Source organism: Pseudomonas sp. GW822-FHT03F08, assembly GCF_058801265.1.
This window is the reverse complement of the sequence record NZ_JBXANC010000010.1, coordinates 94,118-116,867: the sequence shown is the minus strand read 5'-3', so window position 1 is coordinate 116,867 and position 22,750 is coordinate 94,118. Positions and strand designations below refer to the sequence as shown.

19 protein-coding genes are annotated in these 22,750 nt (G+C 62.5%); 12 read left to right on the top strand and 7 right to left on the bottom strand.

Annotation, left to right across the window (positions count from 1 at the left end; genetic code table 11):
- Window positions 1-180 precede the first annotated feature (180 nt).
- From AC1RME_RS23900 to AC1RME_RS23885, 4 genes are all read left to right on the top strand, one after another.
- Window positions 181-2,529, top strand: coding sequence for a hybrid sensor histidine kinase/response regulator (locus AC1RME_RS23900; RefSeq protein WP_493091835.1), 2,349 nt, complete (start codon window positions 181-183; stop codon window positions 2,527-2,529).
- Between the two features lie 95 nt (window positions 2,530-2,624).
- Entirely contained in the window at window positions 2,625-4,274 is a 1,650-nt protein-coding gene (locus tag AC1RME_RS23895) for an acyl-CoA dehydrogenase family protein (RefSeq protein ID WP_493091834.1), read from the top strand.
- Window positions 4,275-4,333: 59 nt separating this feature from the next.
- Window positions 4,334-5,833, top strand: coding sequence for an AMP nucleosidase (gene amn, locus AC1RME_RS23890; RefSeq protein WP_192559068.1), 1,500 nt, complete (start codon window positions 4,334-4,336; stop codon window positions 5,831-5,833).
- A 72-nt stretch (window positions 5,834-5,905) separates the two neighbouring features.
- The gene (locus tag AC1RME_RS23885) at window positions 5,906-6,541 is read left to right on the top strand and encodes a pseudouridine synthase (protein WP_244142413.1); all 636 of its coding nucleotides are present in this window, start codon (window positions 5,906-5,908) and stop codon (window positions 6,539-6,541) included.
- On the opposite strand, the gene AC1RME_RS23880 is transcribed toward AC1RME_RS23885, so the two are convergent.
- Both AC1RME_RS23880 and AC1RME_RS23875 read right to left on the bottom strand, forming a co-directional pair.
- The gene (locus AC1RME_RS23880; RefSeq protein WP_003228500.1) at window positions 6,536-6,745 is read right to left on the bottom strand and encodes a DUF2788 domain-containing protein; all 210 of its coding nucleotides are present in this window, start codon (window positions 6,743-6,745) and stop codon (window positions 6,536-6,538) included. The two genes, AC1RME_RS23885 and AC1RME_RS23880, sit on opposite strands and share 6 nt — an antisense overlap.
- A gap of 106 nt (window positions 6,746-6,851) precedes the next feature.
- Window positions 6,852-7,331: an Lrp/AsnC family transcriptional regulator gene (locus AC1RME_RS23875; RefSeq protein WP_007909658.1), complete on the bottom strand. Its 480-nt coding sequence runs from the start codon at window positions 7,329-7,331 to the stop codon at window positions 6,852-6,854.
- 455 nt (window positions 7,332-7,786) lie between these two features.
- Between AC1RME_RS23875 and AC1RME_RS23870 the strand changes: the two genes are divergently transcribed.
- A complete protein-coding gene (locus tag AC1RME_RS23870; protein ID WP_493091833.1) occupies window positions 7,787-8,806 on the top strand; it encodes a DUF6515 family protein in 1,020 nt (339 codons plus the stop codon).
- Here the strand turns inward: AC1RME_RS23870 and AC1RME_RS23865 are convergent.
- Together AC1RME_RS23865 and AC1RME_RS23860 are read right to left on the bottom strand one after the other, a co-directional pair.
- Window positions 8,800-9,696: a cation diffusion facilitator family transporter gene (locus tag AC1RME_RS23865; protein ID WP_096820806.1), complete on the bottom strand. Its 897-nt coding sequence runs from the start codon at window positions 9,694-9,696 to the stop codon at window positions 8,800-8,802. The two genes, AC1RME_RS23870 and AC1RME_RS23865, sit on opposite strands and share 7 nt — an antisense overlap.
- Before the next feature lie 15 nt (window positions 9,697-9,711).
- Window positions 9,712-10,131, bottom strand: coding sequence for a polyribonucleotide nucleotidyltransferase (locus AC1RME_RS23860; protein ID WP_169432047.1), 420 nt, complete (start codon window positions 10,129-10,131; stop codon window positions 9,712-9,714).
- Window positions 10,132-10,492: 361 nt separating this feature from the next.
- Between AC1RME_RS23860 and hrpB the strand changes: the two genes are divergently transcribed.
- The gene (gene hrpB / locus AC1RME_RS23855) at window positions 10,493-13,012 is read left to right on the top strand and encodes an ATP-dependent helicase HrpB (protein WP_493091831.1); all 2,520 of its coding nucleotides are present in this window, start codon (window positions 10,493-10,495) and stop codon (window positions 13,010-13,012) included.
- 3 nt (window positions 13,013-13,015) lie between these two features.
- Here hrpB and AC1RME_RS23850 read toward each other — a convergent pair whose 3' ends face one another.
- Window positions 13,016-13,930 carry a LysR family transcriptional regulator gene (locus tag AC1RME_RS23850; protein ID WP_007958716.1) on the bottom strand — a complete coding sequence of 305 codons (915 nt, stop codon included), beginning with the start codon at window positions 13,928-13,930 and terminating at the stop codon, window positions 13,016-13,018.
- A 238-nt stretch (window positions 13,931-14,168) separates the two neighbouring features.
- Between AC1RME_RS23850 and AC1RME_RS23845 the strand changes: the two genes are divergently transcribed.
- The 5 genes from AC1RME_RS23845 to AC1RME_RS23825 all read left to right on the top strand — a co-directional run bounded on the left by AC1RME_RS23845 (window position 14,169) and on the right by AC1RME_RS23825 (window position 19,979).
- Window positions 14,169-15,662, top strand: a complete 1,494-nt coding sequence (locus tag AC1RME_RS23845; protein WP_493072978.1) for an aldehyde dehydrogenase — start codon at window positions 14,169-14,171, stop codon at window positions 15,660-15,662.
- Window positions 15,663-15,694: 32 nt separating this feature from the next.
- Entirely contained in the window at window positions 15,695-17,065 is a 1,371-nt protein-coding gene (locus AC1RME_RS23840; RefSeq protein WP_085703122.1) for an aspartate aminotransferase family protein, read from the top strand.
- A 298-nt stretch (window positions 17,066-17,363) separates the two neighbouring features.
- Complete coding sequence (locus tag AC1RME_RS23835) at window positions 17,364-18,341, top strand: ABC transporter substrate-binding protein (protein ID WP_096820810.1); 978 nt, start codon at window positions 17,364-17,366, stop codon at window positions 18,339-18,341.
- Window positions 18,342-18,351: 10 nt separating this feature from the next.
- On the top strand, window positions 18,352-19,155 hold the full coding sequence (locus AC1RME_RS23830; protein ID WP_085732919.1) for an ABC transporter permease: 804 nt from the start codon (window positions 18,352-18,354) through the stop codon (window positions 19,153-19,155).
- A complete protein-coding gene (locus AC1RME_RS23825) occupies window positions 19,143-19,979 on the top strand; it encodes an ABC transporter ATP-binding protein (protein ID WP_085612572.1) in 837 nt (278 codons plus the stop codon). Before AC1RME_RS23830 ends, AC1RME_RS23825 begins: the two co-directional genes overlap by 13 nt.
- 2 nt (window positions 19,980-19,981) lie before the next feature.
- Here AC1RME_RS23825 and AC1RME_RS23820 read toward each other — a convergent pair whose 3' ends face one another.
- Window positions 19,982-21,058, bottom strand: a complete 1,077-nt coding sequence (locus tag AC1RME_RS23820; RefSeq protein WP_493091829.1) for an endonuclease/exonuclease/phosphatase family protein — start codon at window positions 21,056-21,058, stop codon at window positions 19,982-19,984.
- Between the two features lie 74 nt (window positions 21,059-21,132).
- On the bottom strand, window positions 21,133-21,807 hold the full coding sequence (locus AC1RME_RS23815) for a YciC family protein (protein ID WP_096820812.1): 675 nt from the start codon (window positions 21,805-21,807) through the stop codon (window positions 21,133-21,135).
- A 178-nt stretch (window positions 21,808-21,985) separates the two neighbouring features.
- Between AC1RME_RS23815 and AC1RME_RS23810 the strand changes: the two genes are divergently transcribed.
- Window positions 21,986-22,744 (top strand): DUF2076 domain-containing protein, encoded by a 759-nt coding sequence (locus AC1RME_RS23810; RefSeq protein ID WP_493091826.1) that lies wholly within the window; start codon window positions 21,986-21,988, stop codon window positions 22,742-22,744.
- The last annotated feature ends 6 nt before the right edge of the window (window positions 22,745-22,750 follow it).

Below are 22,750 nucleotides of genomic sequence, written 5' to 3'. Positions count from 1 at the left end.
GTTTTGCTCTGAAACGCCCGTTCTAGAGCCTTTGTCGGAAAAATTTCCATGGTGCTCAATGGCCATCAACGGCTATGCTAGAGTGGATCCAAACCAATAACAGGTAATACCGGTTTTACGTCATCTCAAAGGGAATGGGGGGCTTCCTGACACAACCGGACAAGCCACGCTGGGGCTTCAATGCGCTATTTGTTGATGTTGCTGTTCTGTTTGCCCCTCCTGGCAAACGCCGTCGAATTCGACGAGTTCACCCAGAGCCTCCCGCTGGGTCGATCCCTGCAAGTGTTCGAAGACCCGAGCGGTCAGGCGAGCATTGCCGACGTCCGCGCGCAAGCCGCTGCCGGACAATTCAAGGCCCACGATAAAGCCACGCTCAATGCCGGTTACTCGCGTTCGGCGTTCTGGCTGAAAATCGACCTGCATTACCGCCCGAGCAATCCGGCGGCGCAGCGTACCTGGCTGCTGGAGCTGGCCTATCCGCCACTCGACCATCTCGACCTTTATCTGCCCGATGCCGCCGGTGACTATCGTCTGGTGCGCCAGACCGGGGACGCGCTGCCGTTCGCCAGTCGCGAGATCCGGCAGAACAACTACCTGTTCAACCTCGCGTTCCGGCCGGACCAGCAACAGACCGTCTATTTGCGACTGTCCAGCGAAGGCTCGATCCAGGCGCCGGTGACGTTGTGGTCGAGCACCGCGTACCTCGAAGATCAGCCGGTGCGCCTGTACGTGCTGGGCCTGATTTATGGCGTGCTGCTGGGGATGCTGGTCTACAACCTGTTCATCTACCTCAGCGTGCGCGATACCAGTTACCTCTATTACATCTTCTATATCGGCTCGTTCGGCCTGTACCAGTTGTCGGTGAATGGCGCAGCGGTCGAGTATTTCTGGCCGGACAACCCCTGGTGGGCCAACGCCGCCACGCCGTTTTTCATCGGTTGCGCGGGACTGTTCGGCAGCCAGTTCGCCCGCAGTTTCCTGCAGACCAAGAACCATAGCCGCTGGCTCGACCGTTTGTTGATCGCCCTGATTGCCTTCGGCGCACTGGTAATCGGTCTGTCGCTGATGACCAGTTATGCCCTGGCCCTGCGTCTGGCGACGACCCTGGCGCTGACCTTTACCGTGGTGATCTTCGCCGCCGGGATCCTCGCCTGGTGGCGCGGCCTGCGAGTGGCGCGCTACTTCATCATCGCCTGGTCGGCGTTTCTGCTCGGCGGGATCGTCAACACGATGATGGTCCTGGGTTTGCTGCCGAACGTGTTCCTGACCATGTACGCCAGCCAGATCGGCTCGGCCATTGAGGTGGCGCTGCTGTCGCTGGCGCTGGCCGACCGCATCAACGCGATGCGCGAGCAACAGGCGCAGACCCTGTTCGACGCCGGCCAGAAGCTGGAAGTGCTCAACCAGCAACTGGCCCACAGCAACAAGCTCAAAGACGAGTTCCTCGCGACCCTGACCCACGAACTGCGCACGCCGATGAACGGTGTGATCGGTTCGCTGGAACTGATGCAGACCGTCGAACTGGACCCGGAACTGGAGCAATACCAGCAGACCGCCGCCGGTTCGGCGCGGGACATGATGCGCATGGTCAACGGCATCCTGACCCTGACCGAACTGCAGGCCGGCAAGCTCAAGGCGACGCCGGGCAGTTTCAGCCTGCGCGCCGTGGTCGAGGCGCTGCGTGTGCAGTTCGATGGCAACGCCTCGAGCAAGTCGCTGGACTTCAAGGTCGACGTGCTGCCGACTCTGCCGGATCGTCTGCAGGGCGACAGCGCCAAACTCGCGCAATGCCTGGAATGCCTGCTGGACAACGCGATCAAGTTCACCCGCGTCGGCGGCCTCGCACTACGGGTTACCGGTAAACCGTCGACAGACAATCGTCTGGCGCTGTCCTTTGCGGTGATCGACACCGGCATCGGCTTCACCGATCTGGGCGAGGCGACGATGTATCAGCGATTCTTCCAGCTCGACGGTTCGATGACCCGCGAATACGGCGGCCTGGGCGTCGGTCTGGCGATCTGCCGACAACTGGTGGAACTGCTCGGCGGCAAGCTCACGCACCGTTCCGAGCCGGGGCGCGGCAGTCGCTTTCAGCTGGATGTCGAGTTTGAGTTGCCGGCGGTTGAAGCGGCGCCGACGCTCATTCGCGATGCCGTGCGCGCACCGCAGGACTGCACCGTGTTGCTGGTGGACGACAACAGCGTCAATCAGTTGGTGATGCGCGGCATGCTGCTCAAGCTCGGTTTCCGCGTGCGCACTGCCGACCATGGTGCCGCGGCGCTCGAATATTTGCAGCGCGAAGCGTTCGATGCGGTGCTGATTGATTGCCAGCTGCCACCGCTTGATGGCGCATCGTTGTGCTGCCAGATCCATGACCTGCCGGGCTGCGCCAACCTGCCGGTGTTCGTGATCGCGCTGGGGGCGGATCGAGAGCATTGCGCATCCGCCGGCTCGATCGATTACCTGAGCAAACCGGTGAAATTCGAAGACTTGCAGGTCGCGATGCAACGGCGCGTGTTGAGTTGTTGATAGGGTGAAAGCGCCGGCATTTAGGCCGGTATGACACTTTGATCGGTTCGGGGGCGGTGCTTAACTGAAGCTCTGGCCGATCAAGGAGCCCCGTCATGAACCTGCATCAGTTCGCCGAAACCCACGAAGTCACCAACCAGCCACCGTCGCTGGACGGCACCAACCTGTACCGCATCGACCTGCCGTTGCAGGAGTGGTCGCGGCGGTTCGGCGCCGGCTGGGCCGAGTCGCGGATCGATGCCTACGGCGCATTGGCCGGCGGGCCGCTGATGGAGGCCGGGTTCCTCGCCAACCAGAATAAACCGGTGTTCGCCAGCCATGACCGCTACGGTCATCGCATCGATCTGGTGGAATTCCACCCCGCTTATCACGAGCTGATGCGCACCGCCATCGAACATGGCCTGACGTCGTTGCCCTGGGCTCATCCACAGGACGGCGCCCATGTTGCCCGCGCCTCCATGAGCTATCTGCATAGTCAGGCCGAGGCCGGCAGCGGTTGCCCGTTGACCATGACCTTCGCCAGTGTTCCCGCGCTGCGTTTGCAGCCGGATCTGGCTGAACAGTGGCTGCCGAAAATCCTCGCCACCGAATACGATCCGCGCAATGTCGGCATGGCCCACAAGGCGGGCGTCACCATCGGCATGGCAATGACCGAGAAACAGGGCGGCACCGACGTGCGCGCCAATACCACCAAGGCTTATCCGGTCGGCGCCAGCGGCCCGGGTCAGGCTTATGAACTAGTGGGGCACAAGTGGTTCTGTTCTGCACCAATGTGCGATGCGTTCCTCACGCTGGCACAGACCGACAAGGGCCTGACCTGCTTCCTGCTGCCGCGCCATCGCCCGGACGATACGCGCAATCAGTTCTATATCCAGCGCCTGAAAAACAAACTCGGCAACCAGTCCAACGCCTCCAGCGAAGTGGAGTTCCGTGGCGCGCTGGCGTGGATGGTCGGCGAGGAGGGGCGCGGTGTGCCGACCATCATCGAGATGGTGGCCATGACCCGTTTCGATTGCATGGTCGGCTCCAGTTCGCTGATGCGTCAGGCCCTGACCCAGGCCAGTCATCACTGCGCCCATCGCAAGGTCGGCGGCAAATTGCTCAGCGAACAACCGCTTATGCAGAACGTGCTGGCCGATCTGGCGCTGGAAAGCGAAGCCGCGCTGGCCCTGAGCTTGCGCATGGGCAAGGCGCTGGATCATCTGAACGATCGCCACGAAGCGCAGTTCACCCGACTGGTGACGGCGGTGGGCAAATACTGGATCTGCAAACGCGCGCCGGCCATGATCAATGAAGCCGCCGAGTGCATGGGCGGCGCCGGGTATGTCGAAGACAGCATTCTGCCGCGCCTGTACCGCGAAGCGCCGGTGAACTCGACATGGGAAGGCTCCGGCAACGTGCAGTGCCTTGATGTGTTGCGTGCACTGTCGAAGGAGCCGGGCGTGCTCGATGTGCTGTTCAACGAGCTGGGCGACGGCCATGGCGACAAGCGGCTGGCCGCGCATATCCAGCAATTGCAGGCGTCGTTCAAGGACACCGGCGACATTCAGTACCGTGCGCGGCAATTGACCGAAGACATTGCCCTGGGGCTGCAAGCGAAGCTGTTGCTGGAGGCCGGGAACTCGGCGGTCAGCGATGCGTTTATCGCCAGTCGTCTGAGCGGTGGCGGCCGGGTCTACGGTGCCTTGCCCCGTGGGCTGGATGTCGAGTCCATCGTCGCCCGCTCGACACCGCAAGGTTTCTGAAGGGCGATTGCGACAAAGCCATTACGCCACTGTTTCCGTGACGCCACGATGCAGGCAAGATGAAGCTCTGCAAGTCAGAACACAGGAAGCTGATCGTGACCGAAGCGTTTATTGTCGTTCAAACCGCCGAACAAGCCGTGGATCGCCTGGCCGAGCTGCATGAGCGGGCCACCACGGCGCTGAACTCGGCGCTCAAGCGTTATCTCAAGGATCGCGTCGAGCCCGACGCCGAGCAACGTGCCCTGTTCCGTTATCCCGAACTGCGTCTGACCTACCACTGCCAGGGCGAAGTCCCGCAAACCACCCGCGCTTACGCCAAGGTGCAGTTGCCGGGCACCTACAGCGTGACCGTCACCCACCCGGCGGCGTTTCGCAAATACCTGCTGGAACAGCTGGTGCCGCTGATGCACGACTTCACGGTGACCGTGGAAGTCGGGGTCAGCGCACAGAACATTCCGTACCCGTACGTGGTCGAGCAGGGCGATGAACTGGCCGGCTCCGGCGTCACCGCCGCCGTGCTGGCTCGGGTGTTCCCGAGTACCGACCTGTCCGCCGCCACCGATGGCATCGCCGACGGTCTCTACGACTGGGAAAACACTGATCCGCTGCCGCTGGCGCTGTTCGATGCGGCCCGCGTCGACTTTTCGCTGCGTCGCCTGGTGCACTACACCGGCAGCGACTGGCGCCACGTGCAGCCTTGGATCCTGCTGACCAACTACCACCGCTATGTCGACCAGTTCATCCTCCATGGCCTGGAGCAATTGCGCCGCGACCCGCGTTTCGTGCGCATGGTGTTGCCGGGCAACGTGATCATCGAAAAAGGCATGGACCACGGCGAAGCCTCGGCCATTGCGGCCGGTGTGGTCTGGCACCGCTACCAGATGCCGGCCTATCACCTGATCGCCAGCGATGGCCACGGCGTGACCCTGGTGAACATCGGCGTCGGCCCGTCCAACGCCAAGAACATCACCGACCACCTGGCGGTGCTGCGTCCGCATTGCTGGCTGATGATCGGTCACTGCGGCGGCCTGCGTCAGTCGCAGACCATCGGCGACTACGTATTGGCCCACGCTTACATGCGTCGCGACGGGATTCTCGACCGGGTGGTGCCGCCGAACATTCCGATCCCGGCGCTGGCCGAGGTGCAATTGGCGTTACAACAAGCGGCTGCCAACATCACCGGCGAGAAGGGCGACGACCTGAAGAAACGCCTGCGCACCGGCACCGTGCTGACCTACGACGACCGTAACTGGGAATTGCGCTGGGCCCAGGAACGACCGCTGATCAACCTGTCCCGCGCCGTGGCCGTGGACATGGAAAGCGGCACCATCGCCGCCCAGGGTTATCGCCTGCGGGTGCCGTACGGCACGTTGTTGTGTGTGTCGGACAAGCCGCTGCACAGCGAAATCAAGCTGCCGGGTTCGGCCAACGCGTTCTACGAGCGTGCGGTCAGCCAGCACTTGAAGATCGGTATCGAAGCGGTGGACCTGCTGCGCACCGAACTCAACTCGCTGCACTCGCGCAAACTGCGCAGTTTCGACGAGCCGCCGTTCCGCTAACGGTTTGTCGTGGTCATTTGGCGGTCTGGGCACTAGCATTAGCAGCCCAGATCGCCAGATGTTGTTTTGCCCATGTCCCGTCCCCCACGTCCACCTTCCCGCCGCCCCGGCGCGAAGCCATCCTCTTCAGCCCCGCGCCGTGTCGCCAAGGCACCACCGGCCGAGCCGAAGCTGATCCTGTTCAACAAACCGTTCGATGTGCTGACGCAATTCAGCGACGGCGAAGGGCGGGCGACGCTCAAGGATTACATCGACGTTCCGGGCATCTACCCGGCCGGGCGGTTGGACCGCGACAGTGAAGGTTTGCTGCTGCTGACCAACGACGGTCAGTTGCAGGCGCGGATCGCCGACCCGAAGCACAAGCTTGCGAAAACCTATTGGGTGCAGGTCGAAGGTGTGCCGACGGCCGAGCAGTTGCAGCGTCTGCGTGACGGCGTCGAACTGAATGACGGTATGACCTTGCCCGCTGAGGCGCGGCAACTGGAGGAGCCTGAGCTGTGGCCGCGCAATCCGCCGGTACGCTTTCGCGTGACCGTACCGACCACCTGGCTGGAACTGGTGATTCGCGAGGGACGCAACCGTCAGGTGCGGCGGATGACGGCGGCGGTCGGGCTGCCGACATTGCGACTGGTGCGGGTCAGGATTGGTGACTGGACGATCGAAGGGCTCGATCAGGGGCAGTGGAAAGAAGTGCCGGCGCGCTTATAAGGCGCCGGATTCGATCAGGCCGATCACCACACTCTTGATGATGAACGCGGCCACACCCAGGCCCAGCACGAAGAACAGAATGAACGAGCCGAAGCGCCCGGCCTTGGACTTCTTCGCGAGATCCCAGACGATGAAACCCATGAAAATGATCAGGATGCTGACCAGACCGGTCATCATCCACTCTTCAAATACTGCTGGATCCATCGGGCATCTCCGGCGCTGTGCGGCTGAAAGGGCGGCCGGGAGTATACGCCAGCGGCGAACGACGCAGCATTGACCTGCGTCGGTGTGCCGCAGTCATTCGTCGATTTCAGCTACGCAAGTGAGTCAGCGGCAGTTCGGTGCTGTTGAGCACCTGATTGAGCACAAAGCTCGAGCGCACGCTGGTCACGCCTTCAATGCGGGTCAGGTGCCCCAGCAGCAGCTTCTGATAGTGATCCATGTCCGGCACCACCACTTTCAACTGATAGTCGGCATCCACCCCGGTGACCAGGCTGCATTCCAGCACTTGCGGCAAGGTGCGGATCGCTGCTTCGAAGTTCTCGAAACGCTCCGGCGTGTGCCGGTCCATGCCGATCAGCACGTAGGCGGTCAGGCTCAGGCCGAGCATCTTGCGATCGAGCAGGGCCACCTGACGGGAGATGTAGCCGTCGTCTTCCAGTTGCTTGACCCGGCGCGAGCACGGGGAGGGCGACAGACCGATGCGCTCGGCCAGTTCCTGGTTGGAGATGCGGGCGTCGCGCTGCAATTCCGCCAAAATGCTGAGGTCGTAACGGTCGAGTTTGCTCATCAATCGGTCCTTTGTCCTAACTATTGCGGCGGATTATCTATCCAGGGTTAAAAATTGCGCAAGTGATGTTTATTTGAGCAATCTTCGCAATCATCTGTCGCAGCCTCCGGCCTATTCTTATCACCAGAATCACTGCTCGGTAACACAGTCCACGCGGCCCGCCCTATCCGGCCTGCCGCGGCCGCCACCCCCACCGGGGTTGTGCCGGCCCCCGAGCTGCACACTGTCCAGAAGACGGCGTGAGGTGAGCCGACGTCAAAAGCGTCGAGCCAGGACGAAGTTCTCTAAAAGGGAGGCCGACGGGTCTCCCTTTTTTCTTGCCCGCAATTTGGCCTCGCTCGCTCAATAAATAAATGGCGTGACTGATAACCTGTAGCAGAACCCGGTGCGCCCATCCCCGGTCTTAGCTACAAGCCCTTCTTAATTACAGGGTTCAGCCCGCAGTGAGGAATTTCATGAAGTCGCGTATCTGGCGTCTGGCCAGTGTTGGTGTGCTGTGTGTGAGTGTCTGTGCGCAAGCGCTGGCCGATGAGCCGCAGAATCGCGGCCCTGAAAATGGCGGACGCGAGCGGGAACATCAGGAAAACAATCAGGGCCACGGCGGCAACAATCAGCCGCGCCCGCAGAACAACGAAATCATTCGCGGCGACAATAGCCGCCAGTTCGAGCACAACGGTCAGCAGCACAACAACGGCCAGTGGCAGAACCACGACCAGAACCGTCCAGCCTACAATCCCAATCCGGTTCGCCAACCGCCACCGCCGCCACAACTGCCGGCCAACAGCCTGCCGATCCAGCCACGCCCCGACACCGTGCGCCAGACTCAGGAACCGCGTCAGGGCTATTACCGCGATGAGCGTCCACAGAATGGTTACCACCAGAACTGGCAGACCGGCAATCGTCCCAACGACAACCGTTGGCCGGGTCGTCCGGACGGACATGGCAATGGCTGGGGCCCCGGCCCGCAATACCGGCCGGGCCATGTGATCGAGCGTTTCCCGGATCGTGACTTCCGCGTGCCATATCGTGGCCAGGATTACTTCTACTCCGGCGGCTACTGGTATCGCCCGCAAGGCCCGCGCTACATCGTGGTTCAGCCGCCACGCGGCATCCGTATCCAGTACCTGCCGGATTACGCGCGTGAAGTGTGGATCGGTGGTTCGCTGTTGTTCCTGGCGGCAGGTTCGTACTACGCCTACCAAGAAGCGACGCAGGATTACGTGGTGGTCGAGCCACCGGTGCAGCAACCTCCGCAACCGGCGAGCAACGGCTATGACGTCGAAGCGTATCCCGCCAACGGTCAGTCGCCGGAGCAGGTCCAGCAGGATGGCTACCAGTGCTATCAGTACGCGGTGCAGCAAAGCGGTTTCGATCCGCGCACTGCGACCTACCAGCCCGCGCCCGAAGTGGTGCAGGCCTACCGCCAGGCCCAGGGCAATTGCCTGAGCAGTCGCGGTTATCAGGTCAGCTATTGAGCCCTGGCGGCCTTGACCACTTCCTGCGGGTCGGCGTGCACCAGCACTTCGGCCCGCGGGTAAGCGGCATGAATCGCATCCGCCGCCTGGTCGCTGATGCCGTGAGCGACTGACAGCGTCAGATCCCCCGGCAATTCCAGGTGCAACTGCACGAACCAGTGATTGCCGGAAATTCGTGTGCGCAGATCATGCGCGCCCAAAACGCCTGGTACGCCGCACGCCAGTTCGAGCATGTGCTGACTGACATCCACCGGCAGTTCTTCATCCATCAGCACCGAAAAACTTTCCCGGGCGATCTGGATCGCGCTCCACAGAATGTACGCCGCAATCCCCAGGCCGAACCACGCATCCAGTTGAGCGAAACCCAATCCGGCCAACACCAGCGCGATCAGAATGCTGCCGTTGAGCAACATGTCCGAACGGTAATGCAGCGAGTCCGCCCGCACCGCATTGGAGCCGGTCTGCTTGATCACCCGGTGCTGCAGCATCAACAGCGCCGCCGTCAGCAGCAGGGAAAACACGATCACCCCGATGCTCAGCCAAGGCGCGCCGAGCGGCTCCGGATTGTTCAAGCGCTCATAAGCCTGAAACGCGATCAGCACCGCACTGCCGCCAATGAACAGCGCCTGTGCCATGCCCGCCAGGGACTCGGCCTTGCCGTGACCATAACGGTGATCGTCATCCGCCGGCCGCAGCGCGTAATGCACCGCCAGCAGATTGAGCAACGAGGTGACGCCATCGAGGGCCGAGTCGGTGAGGCCGGCGAGCATGCTCACCGAACCGCTCAGCCACCAGGCGATGGCTTTGGCGATGATCAGCGTACAGGCCACCGCCACCGAGGCGCGGGTCGCCAGCCTTAGCAGGCGGGCGTGTTCGGGGCTGGAGGTCATGGGGGCGTTGATTCCTTATGCGGCAGGTTGCAGGCCGAACATCGCCAGTTGCTGGGTGCTGCCCTTGTGCTGGATCAGCCGTGGGTCATCCAGAGGCAGGTTGCGGCCCAGTTCTGTTTCGAGAATAGCCTGCAACTTGAGGTTATCGACCTGGCCGTCCGGGCCGATGGCTTGCTTGAGCTTGGCCGGATCGACCTGCGCCGTGTGGCCTGGTTCGAAATAGATCGCGCCGGTGGTGAAGTCCACGGCAAACGCGATCAGGCCGGGGATGATGTAGAACAGCAGGCCCACGGCATCGAGCACGGCAATCGCCGGGTCGATCTTGCCGTCAATCTGGCCGCGCCGGTCGGGATAGAAAATCGAACCGCACGCGGTGATCTGAGTGAGCAGGGTGGCAACCAGTACACCGCCGATCAGGCGAAAAGGTAAGCGCATGGGAATCTCCTGAGTCATCTATTAACGAAGCGTCATCGTGTGAAGTTAAGACCCTGACGAACGCTCAGCAGTTCGCCGTTATACTCGGCCCGGCAGGGCATGCCCACAGTAAATTGCGGCCCCGTCTCACCCCTATCGAAATACGTTGAGGATTGAAGTTGTTTTCTCCAGATCCATATCGCGTGATGGCTACCGAATCCTTCCGGGGTTCGGCCCTCCGGGCTAAAGCTGTGAGCGCGCCATGCTGCGTTGCGGGACTTGGTAAGGAAACGACCCTTACCTGCGTCCCGCGCCTTGCCTGGCACGCTCACAGCTTTAACGCGACTCGCAATTTACTGTGGGCACGCCCTGGGGAGCCAGTATGAATTCGTTGCCAATCGATGAAGTTTTACCCGCCCTGCGTGAAGCCCTCGCGACACGCCACGAAGCCGTGCTCGAAGCACCGCCCGGCGCTGGTAAAACCACCCGCGTGCCCTTGGCCCTGCTCGATGAAGCGTGGTTGAACGGGCAGACCATTCTCATGCTCGAACCCCGTCGGTTGGCCGCGCGCGCAGCCGCAGAACGGCTGGCCAGCGAGCTGGGCGAGAAGGTCGGTGAAACCGTCGGTTATCGCATCCGTCTCGACAGCAAGGTCGGCCCCAATACGCGCATCGAAGTGGTCACCGAAGGCATTCTCACCCGGCGTTTGCAGGACGACCCGGCGCTGGACGGCGTGGGCCTGCTGATCTTTGACGAATTTCACGAACGCAGTCTCGACGCCGATCTGGCGCTGGCGCTCAGTCTGAACGGTCGTGAGCTGTTTCGAGCTGAACAACCGCTGAAGATTTTGCTGATGTCCGCCACCCTCGAAGGCGAGCGTCTGGCCGGGTTGCTCGACGACGCACCGATCCTGCGCAGCGAGGGCCGGATGTTCCCGGTGACGATGCGCTGGGGCCGGCCGTTCCAGCCCGGCGAATACATCGATCAACGCGTCACGCAAACGGTGCTCGAAGCCCTGCACGACGAAACCGGCAGCCTGCTGGTGTTCCTGCCGGGGCAGGCGGAAATCCGGCGTGTTCATCAGCAATTGGCGGACGCCATCGGTGAGCGCAGCGACGTGTTGCTCTGCCCGTTGCACGGCGAACTCGACCTGAATGCGCAACGCGCCGCCATCGACCCGGCCCCGGCTGGCCAGCGCAAAGTGGTGCTGGCCACCAACATCGCCGAGACCAGTCTGACCATCAACGGTGTGCGCGTGGTGATCGACGCCGGGCTGGCGCGAGTGCCGCGTTTCGATCCGGGCAGCGGCATGACCCGCCTCGACACCCAACGCATCTCCAGGGCCAGCGCCACTCAGCGCGCGGGCCGGGCCGGGCGTCTGGAACCGGGCGTGTGTTATCGCCTGTGGTCGCAGGATCAGCATGAGCAACTGGCGGCTTATGGCAGTGCGGAAATTCTTTCGGCGGATCTCGCCGGTCTCGCTTTGCAACTCGGGCGTTGGGGCGTGGCGCCGAGTGATCTGATCTGGCTGGACGTACCGCCAGCGGCCGCTTATGCACAGGCGCAGGATCTGTTGCAGCGCCTCGGTGCGCTGGACGGCGAAGCTCTCAACCGTCACGGTCAGGCCATGGCTGAATTGCCGGCCCATCCGCGAATCGCTCATTTGCTGTTGCGCGGTCAGGCGTTGGGTCTGGCGAGCATGGCTTGTGATGTCGCCGCGTTGCTTGGTGAGCGGGACATTTTGCGTGGCGCGGGGGCCGATCTGCACAGTCGTCTGGTGCTGCTGTCCGGCGAAGAACGTGCGGCGCGCGGTGCTCAGGGCGGCGTGCAGCGCGCCCGGCAACTGGCGCGGCAATATCGTGGTTATCTGCGCGGTAAGGCGAGTGAACCGGTCGCCGACCCGGATCATCCGCGCTGGCTCGGCGCCTTGCTGGCGCTGGCCTACCCGGATCGCGTCGCCCAGCAGCGGCGCGCCGGTGGTGCCGAATATCGTCTGGCCAACGGCCGCGCGGCGCTGTTCGCCGAAGCCGACAGCCTGATGAAGGAACCGTGGATCGTCATCGCCGACCTCGGCAGCCGTCAGGGCCAGCGTGAGGAACGGATTTATCTGGCGGCGGATTTCGATCCGGCGCTGTTCGATTCGGTGCTGGCCGAGCAGGTGCACAACGTCGATCAACTGGACTGGGACGAACGCGAAGGTGTGCTGCGTGCCGAGCGTCAGCGCAAGGTCGGCGAACTGATCCTCAGCCGCGAGCCGCTGACCGGTCTCGACGAAAACGCCCGCAGTCAGGCGCTGGTCAATCTGGTACGGCGCAAGGGTCTTGAACTGCTGCCGTGGACCCCGGAACTGCGCCAGTGGCAGGCGCGAGTCGCGTTGCTGCGCCAGCTCGATCTGGACACCAAGGGCGACAGCCAATGGCCGGATGTCAGCGACGCCACGCTGCTGCAAACCCTCGAAGACTGGCTGATGCCTTATCTGGGCAAGGTCTCGCGGCTCAGCCATTTCGTCAACCTCGACCTGTCGAACATCGTCCGTAATCTGCTGCCATGGCCGCTGCCGCAGCAACTCGACGAACAGGCACCGCATCACCTGAGCGTGCCGTCGGGCTCGTCGATTCGCCTCGACTACAGCGAGCAACCACCGATTCTCGCCGTGCGTTTGCAGGAGTTGTTCGGCCTCGCCGACACACCGCGCATCGCCGGCGGTCGGCAAGTGGTCAAGCTGCACCTGCTGTCGCCCGCGCGACGTCCGGTGCAGGTGACGCAGGATCTGGCCAACTTCTGGCGTAGCACCTATGCGGAAGTGAAGAAGGATTTGAAGGGGCGGTATCCGAAGCATTACTGGCCGGATGACCCACTGGTGGCCGAAGCCACTGCACGAGCCAAACCGCGCGGTACGTGAGGTTCAGCGACTGGCCTTGGCGGTCAATTGCTCCCGGCAATAATCGGCAAACAACTGCGCCGGTTTGGTCAGCTGTCCGCGCTTGAGCCACGCCGCTACCAGCCCTGAGCCGGTGACGTCTTCGACGATGTCGACGCACACGACTTTCTTGCCGTCGTAGGTGCATTCCGAGTGCGGGCGGGTGACCAGGATCGAGAAGCCGAAACCCTGGCCGACCATGCCGCGCACCATTTCGATCGACGGCGAGCTGAACTCGATGCGTGGCGACAGCCCGAGTTCTTCGAACAGGCTGACGAAGTAGGTGCGGCTCGGTTGTACGTCGAGCAGGATCATCGGTTCCAGGCACAAGTCCCGCAGCGAAACCTGCTTGAGCTGGGCGAAGCGGTGATCCGCCGGGAGCAGGGCGTAAGGCCGCTGGGCCGGCATCAAGGGTTCGGTTTCGATGGTGGCGTCGAGGTCGTGCTTGTACAGGATCGCGAGGTCGAAGGTGCCCGAGGTCAGGCCTTGCACCAGTTCCTGTTGTTCGCCGTCGCGGATGCGGATTTTCACCCCCGGATACAGCGCCGAGAAGCCGGCAATCAGCTGCGGCAGGTACAGCGGCGCGACGGTTTCGAAACAGCCGATATCGATCTGCCCGGCCACCACGTCGTTGTCGGCGAGGGCGTTCTGTTCGAACTCCTTGGCCATGCGCAGCAGTTCCTGGGCCTTGCGGAAAAACCGCGCGCCGCTGGGCGTCAGGGACACGCCCTGAGCGTGATGGCGGATCAACAGTTGCACGCCGAAGCTGTCTTCCAGCCCCTTGATCGCCGTGGAAATCGCCGGTTGCGCGATGTACAGCTTGCGCGAGGCTTCGGCGACGCTGCCGCATTCGACGGTGGTGATGAAGTATTTCAACTGACGCAGGTTGTAAGCGGCCACGGTGAACCTCAAAGCGAACGGATTCCACATCCAAGCAATTTGTACGCCGCCGGCCTCCGTTCTGTCGGCGGTTTTTTTGTCCCTGAACAATAGCCCCATACGCGCGCGAGGGGGCTATCGGCTGGTTACCTTTTTTATTGTCTGCGAAGACATTTTTACTGGTTTTAGCTCGCACGGGCCTGAGCGACTATCACTGCGCACTGTTCTCAAAAGAATAAAAGTCCAAGGAGCAACCACCGTGTTCGAGCTTGCAGACTGGCAGCGCAAGGCCGCTGAATTGAGCTATCCGTACCAGGCCGTGATCGACGGCAAACTGCGTGCGGCGCAGTCGGGGCAGACCTTTGCCGCGATCAACCCGGCCACCGGCCAGCTTTTGGCAAACGTCGCCGCGTGCGGTGAAGAAGATGTCGACGCGGCGGTGCGCAATGCGCGGCAGGTATTCGAGGCCGGCACCTGGGCCGGGCGTTCACCGACCGAGCGCAAGCAAGTCTTGCTGCGTCTGGCGGATCTGATTCTGGCCAATCGCGAAGAGCTGGCGCTGCTCGATTCGCTGAACATGGGCAAACCGGTGATGGACGCTTACAACATCGACGTGCCGGGCGCCGCCGGGGTGTTTCGCTGGTACGCCGAAAGCCTCGACAAACTCTACGATCAAGTCGCGCCGAGCGCTTCGAATGTGCTGGCGACCATCACCCGCGAAGCGCTGGGCGTGGTCGCCGCCGTGGTGCCTTGGAACTTCCCGCTGGACATGGCCGCGTGGAAACTCGCCCCGGCGCTGGCGGCGGGCAACTCGGTGATCCTCAAACCTGCCGAGCAATCACCGTTTTCCGCATTGCGTCTGGCCGAACTGGCGCTGGAAGCCGGGCTGCCGGCCGGTGTGCTGAACGTGCTGCCGGGGCTCGGCGAACAGACCGGCAAAGCCCTGGGTCTGCACCCGGATGTCGATTGTCTGGTGTTCACCGGCTCGACGCAGGTCGGCAAATATTTCATGCAGTACTCCGCGCAGTCGAACCTCAAGCAGGTGTGGCTGGAGTGCGGCGGCAAGAGCGCCAATCTGGTGTTCGCCGACTGCAAGGATCTGGATCTGGCGGCGCAGAAAGCCGCGTTCGGGATCTTCTTCAATCAGGGCGAAGTCTGCTCGGCCAACTCGCGATTGCTGGTGGAGCGCTCGATTCATGATGAGTTCGTCGAGCGACTGAAGGCTCAGGCCGAGCGCTGGCAGCCGGGCGATCCGCTGGACCCGGCAAGCGCCGCCGGGGCGATTGTCGAGACTCGTCAGACCGAAAGCATTCTGCGCTTCATCCACCAGGCCGAACGCGAAGGCGCGACCCGCGTCTGCGGCGGTCGGCAACTGAGTTTCAACGGTTCGGACAACTTCGTTCAGCCGACGATTTTCACCGGCGTGCAGCCGCACATGACCCTGTTTCGCGAAGAAGTGTTCGGCCCGGTGCTGGCGGTGATGCCGTTCGATGACGAGGCCCACGCCTTGCAACTGGCCAACGACAGCGTCTACGGTCTGGCGGCGTCGCTGTGGACCGATGATCTGCACCGCGCGCACCGGGTGGCGCGGCAATTGCGAGCCGGTACGGTGTCGGTCAACAGCGTCGATGCGCTGGACGTGACCGTGCCGTTCGGCGGTGGCAAGCAATCCGGTTTCGGCCGCGATCTGTCGCTGCACTCGTTCGACAAATACACCCAGTTGAAAACCACCTGGTTTCAACTGCGCTCATGACAGCCGCTCACAACAAAAAAGGAGATCCGGCGATGACCACCTCACGTGAAACCCGCGACTACCAGGCCGCCGATGCAGCGCACCACATTCATGCGTTCGTCGACCAGAAGGCCCTCAACGACGAAGGCCCACGGGTGATGGTGCGCGGTGACCGCCTGCACCTGTGGGACAACGACGGTCGGCGTTACCTCGACGGCATGTCCGGGCTGTGGTGCACCAACCTCGGCTACGGGCGCAAGGATCTGAACGCCGCCGCGAGCCGGCAACTGGAGCAGTTGCCGTACTACAACATGTTTTTCCACACCACCCACCCGCAGGTGATCGAGCTCTCCGAGTTGCTGTTCAGCTTGCTGCCGGGGCACTACAGCCACGCGATCTACACCAACTCCGGCTCCGAGGCCAACGAGGTGCTGATCCGTACCGTGCGGCGGTACTGGCAGGTGCTGGGCAAGCCCGAGAAGAAGATCATGATCGGCCGCTGGAACGGCTACCACGGTTCGACCCTGGCCGCGACGGCGCTCGGCGGCATGAAGTTCATGCACGAAATGGGCGGGATGATTCCCGACATCGCGCACATCGACGAGCCGTACTTCTTCGCCCACGAAGGCAATCTGACCCCGGCGGAATTCGGCCTGCGGGCGGCGCAGCAACTGGAAGCGAAGATCCTCGAACTGGGCGCGGACAAGGTTGCCGGGTTCATCGCCGAACCGTTCCAGGGCGCGGGCGGGATGATCTTTCCGCCGGAAAGCTACTGGCCGGAAATCCAGCGTATCTGCCGCAAGTACGACGTGCTGTTGTGTGCCGATGAAGTGATCGGCGGCTTTGGTCGCACGGGTGAATGGTTCGCCCACGAATACTTCGGTTTCGAGCCGGACACCCTGTCCATCGCCAAGGGCCTGACCTCCGGTTACATCCCGATGGGTGGCTTGATCCTGTCGAAGAAAATGGCCGACGTGCTGGTGGAGCAGGGCGGCGTATTCGCCCACGGCCTGACCTATTCCGGGCACCCGGTGGCGGCGGCGGTGGCGATTGCCAACCTCAAGGCATTGCGCGATGAAGGCGTGGTCACGCGGGTCAAGGATGACATCGGGCCGTACCTGCAACAGTGTCTGCGCGAGGTGTTCGGCAATCACCCGTTGGTGGGCGATATCCAGGGCACGGGCATGGTCGCGGCGTTGCAACTGGCCGAAGACAAGGCGACACGCAAGCGCTTCGCCAACGAGAACGACATCGCCTGGCGCTGCCGCACGATCGGTTTTGAAGAGGGGGTGATCATTCGCTCGACGCTGGGGCGGATGATCATGGCGCCGGCGTTGATTGCCAGCCGTGAAGAGATAGATGAGCTGGTGGGCAAGACGTTGAAAGCGCTGGATCGTACGGCGCAGGAATACGGTCGGCTCTGATTTGAAACCTGCATGAACCGTTAACAATCGCAGCCTTCGGCTGCGATTTTTTTTGGCTTTGCACCCACCTCGGGCACCCCCGCCCGACGCGCCCTTTCGCGGTGCGCACTACCCAGTTTTTTCATCGTTCGCGTCTAACTATTTCCTCGTTTTCCTGACGCCAAGCCTGGGTCAACATCGATTTCGCCAGCCAAGGCATTGCCCGCCAGAGTCCAGCAGAGACCGCAGCGTGCAATCGCGACACCACGGCTGGCCGTACTGCCCATGACAACTAAATCAACAGCGTTGGGAGTGCTCCATGAACAAGTCCTTGTTTACCCGTCTTGCATGTCCTCTGGCGATTTCCGCCCTTTCAGTCACCGGCGCCCAGGCCGGCACCTTGTCGATCGGCCACACCACGTGGGTCGGTTACGGCACCCTGTATCTGGCCCAGGATCTGGGCTACTTCAAGGAAAATGGCCTGACCGTCGAATTGCCGGTGGTCGAAGAAGCCTCGATGTACATGGCCGCCCAGGCGTCCGGGCAATTGTCCGGCTCGGCCTCGACCATCGACGAAGTGCTCAAGTACCGCCCGCAGTTCTGCTTCAAGGCCGTGGCCGCGCTGGATGACAGCCATGGCGGCGATGGCGTGCTGGTCGGCAAGAACGTCAAGAGCCTGCAGGAACTCAAGGGCCAGGCCGTGGCCGTCAACGAAGGGTCGACCTCGCAGTTCTGGCTGTCGTACCTGCTGAAAAAGAACGGCATGAGCATGAGTGACATCACCGTGCAGAACATGACCGCCGACGATGCCGCCACGGCGTTCATCGCCGGTCGTGTGCCGGCCGCCGTGACTTGGGAACCGCATCTGTCGATGGTGCGCGACAAGCAGCAGGGCAAGGTGCTGATCGACAGCAGCAGCACGCCGGGCGTGATCGTCGATGTGGTGGCGCTCAACTGCACGGTGATCGAGAAGCAGCCGGAAGACGTCAAGGCGCTGGTCGCCGGTCTCTACAAAGCGGTGCAGTACACCAAGGACCATCCACAGAAAGCCTACGAAATCATGGCCAAGGGCGTCGGCGGTTACCTGTCCGATCCGAAGGAACTGGCCGCCGCCGCGCAAGGCGTGCGCTTCTACGATCAGGCCATGAGCGAGAAGCTGCTGGGCAAACCCGGCGCGCCGGGTGACAGCGCACCGCTGATCAAACTGGCCAACGAAACCGCCAGCGAATTGCAGGGCAAGCCCTACAACGTCAGCAACGACGATCTGGTGGATAACCGTTTCGTCAGCCCGCTCTAGGAGATTGGTCATGTTCAAGCGCAATTCATGGCTGAGCCGCTGCATCACGCCGAAGACCGGATTGCCGGTGCCAGTGGTGTGGAGCGCCAGCGGTCTGGCCTGGGTGTTGCTGGTCGGCCTGTGGGCCGGGTTGTCCTACGGCGGCATCGTGCCGGGGATGTTCCTGCCGACGCCCGGTGCGGTGGTTGAAGCCGCCGTGCGCCTGAGCCGCGACGGCACCCTCGGCCAGCATGTCTGGGCCAGTGTCGAAGTGGTGATGGTCGGCTTCATCGTGTCATCGTTGGTGGCAGTGCCGCTGGGCTTGCTGATGGGCAGCTTCCGTATCGTCCAGGCGTTCCTCGAACCGCTGGTCAACTTCATCCGCTACCTGCCGGTGACCTCGTTCGTGCCGCTGTTCATCCTGTGGATCGGTATCGGTCTGGAGCAGCGGGTGTCGGTGATCATTTTCGGTGTGTTCTTCCAACAACTGGTGATGGTCGCGGACGTGTCCAAAGGCATTTCCAAGGATTTGATCAACGCCTCTTACACCCTCGGTTCCAACCGACGTGACGCGGTGCTGCATGTGATCGCCCCGGCGTCGTTGCCAGGTGTGCTCGACACCTTGCGGGTGACCATGGGCTGGGCCTGGACCTATCTGGTGGTCGCCGAACTGGTCGCCGCATCGAGTGGCCTCGGTTACTTGAGCCTCAAGGCCATGCGCGGCTTTCAGGTGGATGTGATTTTTCTCGCCATCGCGATCATCGGCCTGCTCGGCCTGGTCACCGATCAACTGTTCCGCTTCTTGCGTTTGAGGATTGCCGCATGGGCTCAGTAACCGCTGCCAACCGTCGTTTCATCGAGCCGGTCGCCGCACCGGCACTCGCCGCGCCAAGGTTGCAGGTGGACAAGGTCAGCCTGCGCTACACCAAACCCGGCGGCGGAACATTCACTGCGCTTGAAGAAGTGTCGTTCGAAGTGCCAGATCAGCAATTCGCGGTGCTGGTCGGGCCGTCGGGCTGCGGCAAGTCGAGCCTGCTGTACCTCACCGCCGGCCTGGCCGAGCCGACGTCCGGCGAGATCTACGTCGGCGGCCAGCAAGTGCAGGGCCCCGGCGCGGATCGCGGGATGGTGTTCCAGAGCTACACGCTGTTCCCGTGGCTGACCGTGCGGCAGAACGTCGAGTTCGGCCTCAAGCGCCGGGGCATGCCGGCGGCGCGGCGCAAGGAGATCGTCGATCACTACGTGCACGAAGTCGGGTTGTCAGGGTTTGCCGACAACTACGCCAAGCAGTTGTCCGGCGGCATGATGCAACGGGTGGCGATTGCCCGGGCGCTGGCCAACGATCCGCAGATACTGCTGATGGACGAACCCTTCGGCGCCCTCGACAGCCAGACCCGTCTGCAAATGCAGCAGCTGTTGCTGCGGGTGTGGGGCAACAGCAAGAAAACCGTGCTGTTCGTCACTCACGATATCGACGAAGCGATCCTGCTCGGCGATCGGGTGTATGTGATGGGCGCGCGGCCCGGGCGGATCAAGCAGATTCTCGATGTGCCGATCGAACGACCGCGCACGCTGGACATGGTCATGGAGCGCTCGTTCATCGACATGAAACGGCAGATCTTCGGGCTGTTGCACGACGATCTCGAAGAGGCTCACTGAGATCAGTTGGGTGGCAGGAGGAACTTCGCAATCACCGGCAAATGATCGGAAATGCGCAACGTATCGTCCTGCCGCACTGTGGCTTCGACCCGTTTGATCTTCGGGCTGTAGAACAGGTAATCGACCGTGCGGTCCGGGCCGTTGAGACCGGGGTCGTTGGGGTAATGGGTCAGCCACTTGGCGCGGTCGATGCCGCCGGCTTCGTTGTTGGTCGGGATCATCGGGTACTTGTCCCACAGCAGATGCAGCGCACTGTCCACGGAGTAGGGCGTGCGCTGTTCGGTGGGCAGGCGCCGGTACTGGCCGAGCGGCAAGAGGTTGAAGTCACCCCCGATCAGCCACGGCGTGCCGTGGCTTTCGTGTTTGTCGAGAACCTTGGCCACCGCCGCCACTTGCGCCTGCAAGGTTTCGTCCGGCTGCATGGCGCGATCCAGATGCGTGTTGAACACCACCAGTTGCCCGCCATCGCTGAACGGCAGGGTGGTGGCGAGCAGGGCGTTTTTCGGCTGGAACTGGCGGCTGATGATATTCAGCGGCTGCACCGGCAATTGCAGGCGTTCGGCGTGTTCGATGCGCAAGCGACTGAGGGTCGCGAGTTGCCGGCCGACACTGCCGAAGACATGCGGATCCGGGACGAAATCGGCCTTCCAGTCGAAGGCATGGGCACTGCACGGGTAGAGGTCGGCGAGGCGTTCCTGCAACAGCTTGAGCTGGTTCTGATAGTCGCTGGCCTTGGCGCCGTCATCCAGTTCCTGCAACAGCACCACGTCGGGCTGCTCGTCGCGGATCACCCGCGCCACTTCATCGAGGCTGAAGGCCATGTCTTCCGGGGTGGGTGCTTCGTCGTCGCCTTGCGCCAGGTCATTCCAGAACACGTAACGCTTGCCGGCCAGGTATTGCACGTTCCAGGTCATGACCTTCAGCGCCTGGCCGGGCACCAGCGTCGGCGGCTGCCCGGTGCAACTGACCGGCAGGGTCTCCCGGGCGTCGGGGCGCCAGGTCAGGCTGAAAATCATCACGCCGATCAGGGCGACGGCCAGCAGCACGGAGAGCAGGATGTAGCGCAGTAGACGGGTCATGGCTCGGCTTATAGCGATACGGAAGTGGTCCCGAGCATACCCGAGACCCGTCGCTCAGCCCAAGCGCAGAGCGGTCAGACTATTCCGTCACGTTTGTCGGGCAATTCGCTGATCAGCATGAACAGGCGGAACAGCACCACGCTGGTGAACAGTTGCAGGAAGCTGTGGCCACTGTCGATCAGCACGGCGATCAACGGATTCTGTGGATCGGGATAGACCTGCAAGGTCAGGCCCTTGAGCAGCCACAACGGCCCCATCACACAGAGGATGCACGCCAGAATCCGCAGGAAATGCCCACGGCTCAGGCGCAGGCTTTCCTTCATCGCCTGCAACGGGCCGTAGCCGCGCAGCACCAGCAGGTATTCACCGAAGGCCAGGGTGACCATCAGCCACAGGCCTGGCAGGAAATACAGGGACAGGCCCAGCAGGATCAACATCGTGTTGAGCGCAGTGAGCACGGCGAAACGCGGCCACAGGCGCGCCGACATCGCCAGCAGATCGAGGGTTTGCGGGGATTCGCCGCGGGTGCGGGCGTCGAGAAACAGGATCAGCGCGGCGGTGTAGAGCGGATAGACCAGCAGGCCGACGATCACGCTGATGGCCGAATAACCGTCCGGGTCGCTGGCGCGATCGACCACTTGTTGCAGCGCGGCTTCGAAGATCACCAGCGGCAGGCACAGCTGGACGATCCGCACCAGATTGCGTTTAAAGAAATACAGCGAGTCACGCAGCACATCGAAGGCATTCATCAGTCGGTATCGCAGGTCAAAAACAGTGGCTCACTTTAACCGATGATGTGCTGCCGGGCGCAAACGTAAACGTTCGGTAAAGACCATTGAAACATTCTGTCACTGCCTCCATTACAGAGGTGCGCCTCCTCCACTGTGGAGGAGGGCAACGTTATCCCCGGCAATCTACGAGGTCGCCATGAACAGCGAAGAGCAAACCCTGATCGATGGACTGTTTTCCCGGCTGCAACAGGCCGAAACGGAGGCAGCCCCGCGTGACGCCCAGGCCGAGGCGCGGATCAAGGAACACCTGACGCGCCAGCCGGCCGCAGGCTATTTCATGACCCAGGCGATTCTGGTGCAGGAGGCCGCGATCAAGAGCCTCGACGAACAGAACAAACAACTGACTCAACAGGTTCAGCAACTGCAGGCCGAACTGCAATCGGCCAAGGCGCAAAGTGCTGCCCCGGCGCCGAGCGGCGGTGGTTTCCTGTCGAGCATCTTCGGTGGCAGCAGCCCGCGCCCGGCGCCGACCCAGAGCGCCCCGGCTTCTACTGGCGGCTGGCGTGAGCCGGCACCGCAGCAGAACTTCGGTGCACCCCCGCCACAACAGAACTTTGGCGCGCCACCACCGGGTTATGGCCAACAGCAAGCGGCCCCGGCGGCGGGCAGCAGCTTCCTCGGCGGCGCCCTGAAAACCGCGGCCGGTGTGGCCGGTGGCGTGATGCTGGCCCAAGGCATCAGCAGCCTGTTCCATCACAACCAGCAGCCGGAAGAAATCGTCGAAGTGATCAAGGAAGAGCCTGCGCAAGTGGCCGATCAGGGTAATAACGGTTGGGGCGATGACCAGCGCATGGCCAACAACGATTCCTTCGGCAACAACCAGGGTGGCTTCACCGACACCGACTACAGCGATGACAACTCATCGTTCTTCGATGACGACGATTCCTTCGTCTGATTCACC

What these genes read in the sequence shown, in the direction of transcription:
- AC1RME_RS23900 (WP_493091835.1), top strand. Translation starts at nt 181, where the DNA reads ATGCGCTATTTGTTGATGTTGCTGTTCTGTTTGCCCCTCCTGGCAAAC.
- AC1RME_RS23895 (WP_493091834.1), top strand. Translation starts at nt 2,625, where the DNA reads ATGAACCTGCATCAGTTCGCCGAAACCCACGAAGTCACCAACCAGCCA.
- amn (WP_192559068.1), top strand. Translation starts at nt 4,334, where the DNA reads ATGAAGCTCTGCAAGTCAGAACACAGGAAGCTGATCGTGACCGAAGCG.
- AC1RME_RS23885 (WP_244142413.1), top strand. Translation starts at nt 5,906, where the DNA reads ATGTCCCGTCCCCCACGTCCACCTTCCCGCCGCCCCGGCGCGAAGCCA.
- AC1RME_RS23880 (WP_003228500.1), bottom strand. Translation starts at nt 6,745, where the DNA reads ATGGATCCAGCAGTATTTGAAGAGTGGATGATGACCGGTCTGGTCAGC.
- AC1RME_RS23875 (WP_007909658.1), bottom strand. Translation starts at nt 7,331, where the DNA reads ATGAGCAAACTCGACCGTTACGACCTCAGCATTTTGGCGGAATTGCAG.
- AC1RME_RS23870 (WP_493091833.1), top strand. Translation starts at nt 7,787, where the DNA reads ATGAAGTCGCGTATCTGGCGTCTGGCCAGTGTTGGTGTGCTGTGTGTG.
- AC1RME_RS23865 (WP_096820806.1), bottom strand. Translation starts at nt 9,696, where the DNA reads ATGACCTCCAGCCCCGAACACGCCCGCCTGCTAAGGCTGGCGACCCGC.
- AC1RME_RS23860 (WP_169432047.1), bottom strand. Translation starts at nt 10,131, where the DNA reads ATGCGCTTACCTTTTCGCCTGATCGGCGGTGTACTGGTTGCCACCCTG.
- hrpB (WP_493091831.1), top strand. Translation starts at nt 10,493, where the DNA reads ATGAATTCGTTGCCAATCGATGAAGTTTTACCCGCCCTGCGTGAAGCC.
- AC1RME_RS23840 (WP_085703122.1), top strand. Translation starts at nt 15,695, where the DNA reads ATGACCACCTCACGTGAAACCCGCGACTACCAGGCCGCCGATGCAGCG.
- AC1RME_RS23835 (WP_096820810.1), top strand. Translation starts at nt 17,364, where the DNA reads ATGAACAAGTCCTTGTTTACCCGTCTTGCATGTCCTCTGGCGATTTCC.
- AC1RME_RS23830 (WP_085732919.1), top strand. Translation starts at nt 18,352, where the DNA reads ATGTTCAAGCGCAATTCATGGCTGAGCCGCTGCATCACGCCGAAGACC.
- AC1RME_RS23825 (WP_085612572.1), top strand. Translation starts at nt 19,143, where the DNA reads ATGGGCTCAGTAACCGCTGCCAACCGTCGTTTCATCGAGCCGGTCGCC.
- AC1RME_RS23820 (WP_493091829.1), bottom strand. Translation starts at nt 21,058, where the DNA reads ATGACCCGTCTACTGCGCTACATCCTGCTCTCCGTGCTGCTGGCCGTC.
- AC1RME_RS23815 (WP_096820812.1), bottom strand. Translation starts at nt 21,807, where the DNA reads ATGAATGCCTTCGATGTGCTGCGTGACTCGCTGTATTTCTTTAAACGC.
- AC1RME_RS23810 (WP_493091826.1), top strand. Translation starts at nt 21,986, where the DNA reads ATGAACAGCGAAGAGCAAACCCTGATCGATGGACTGTTTTCCCGGCTG.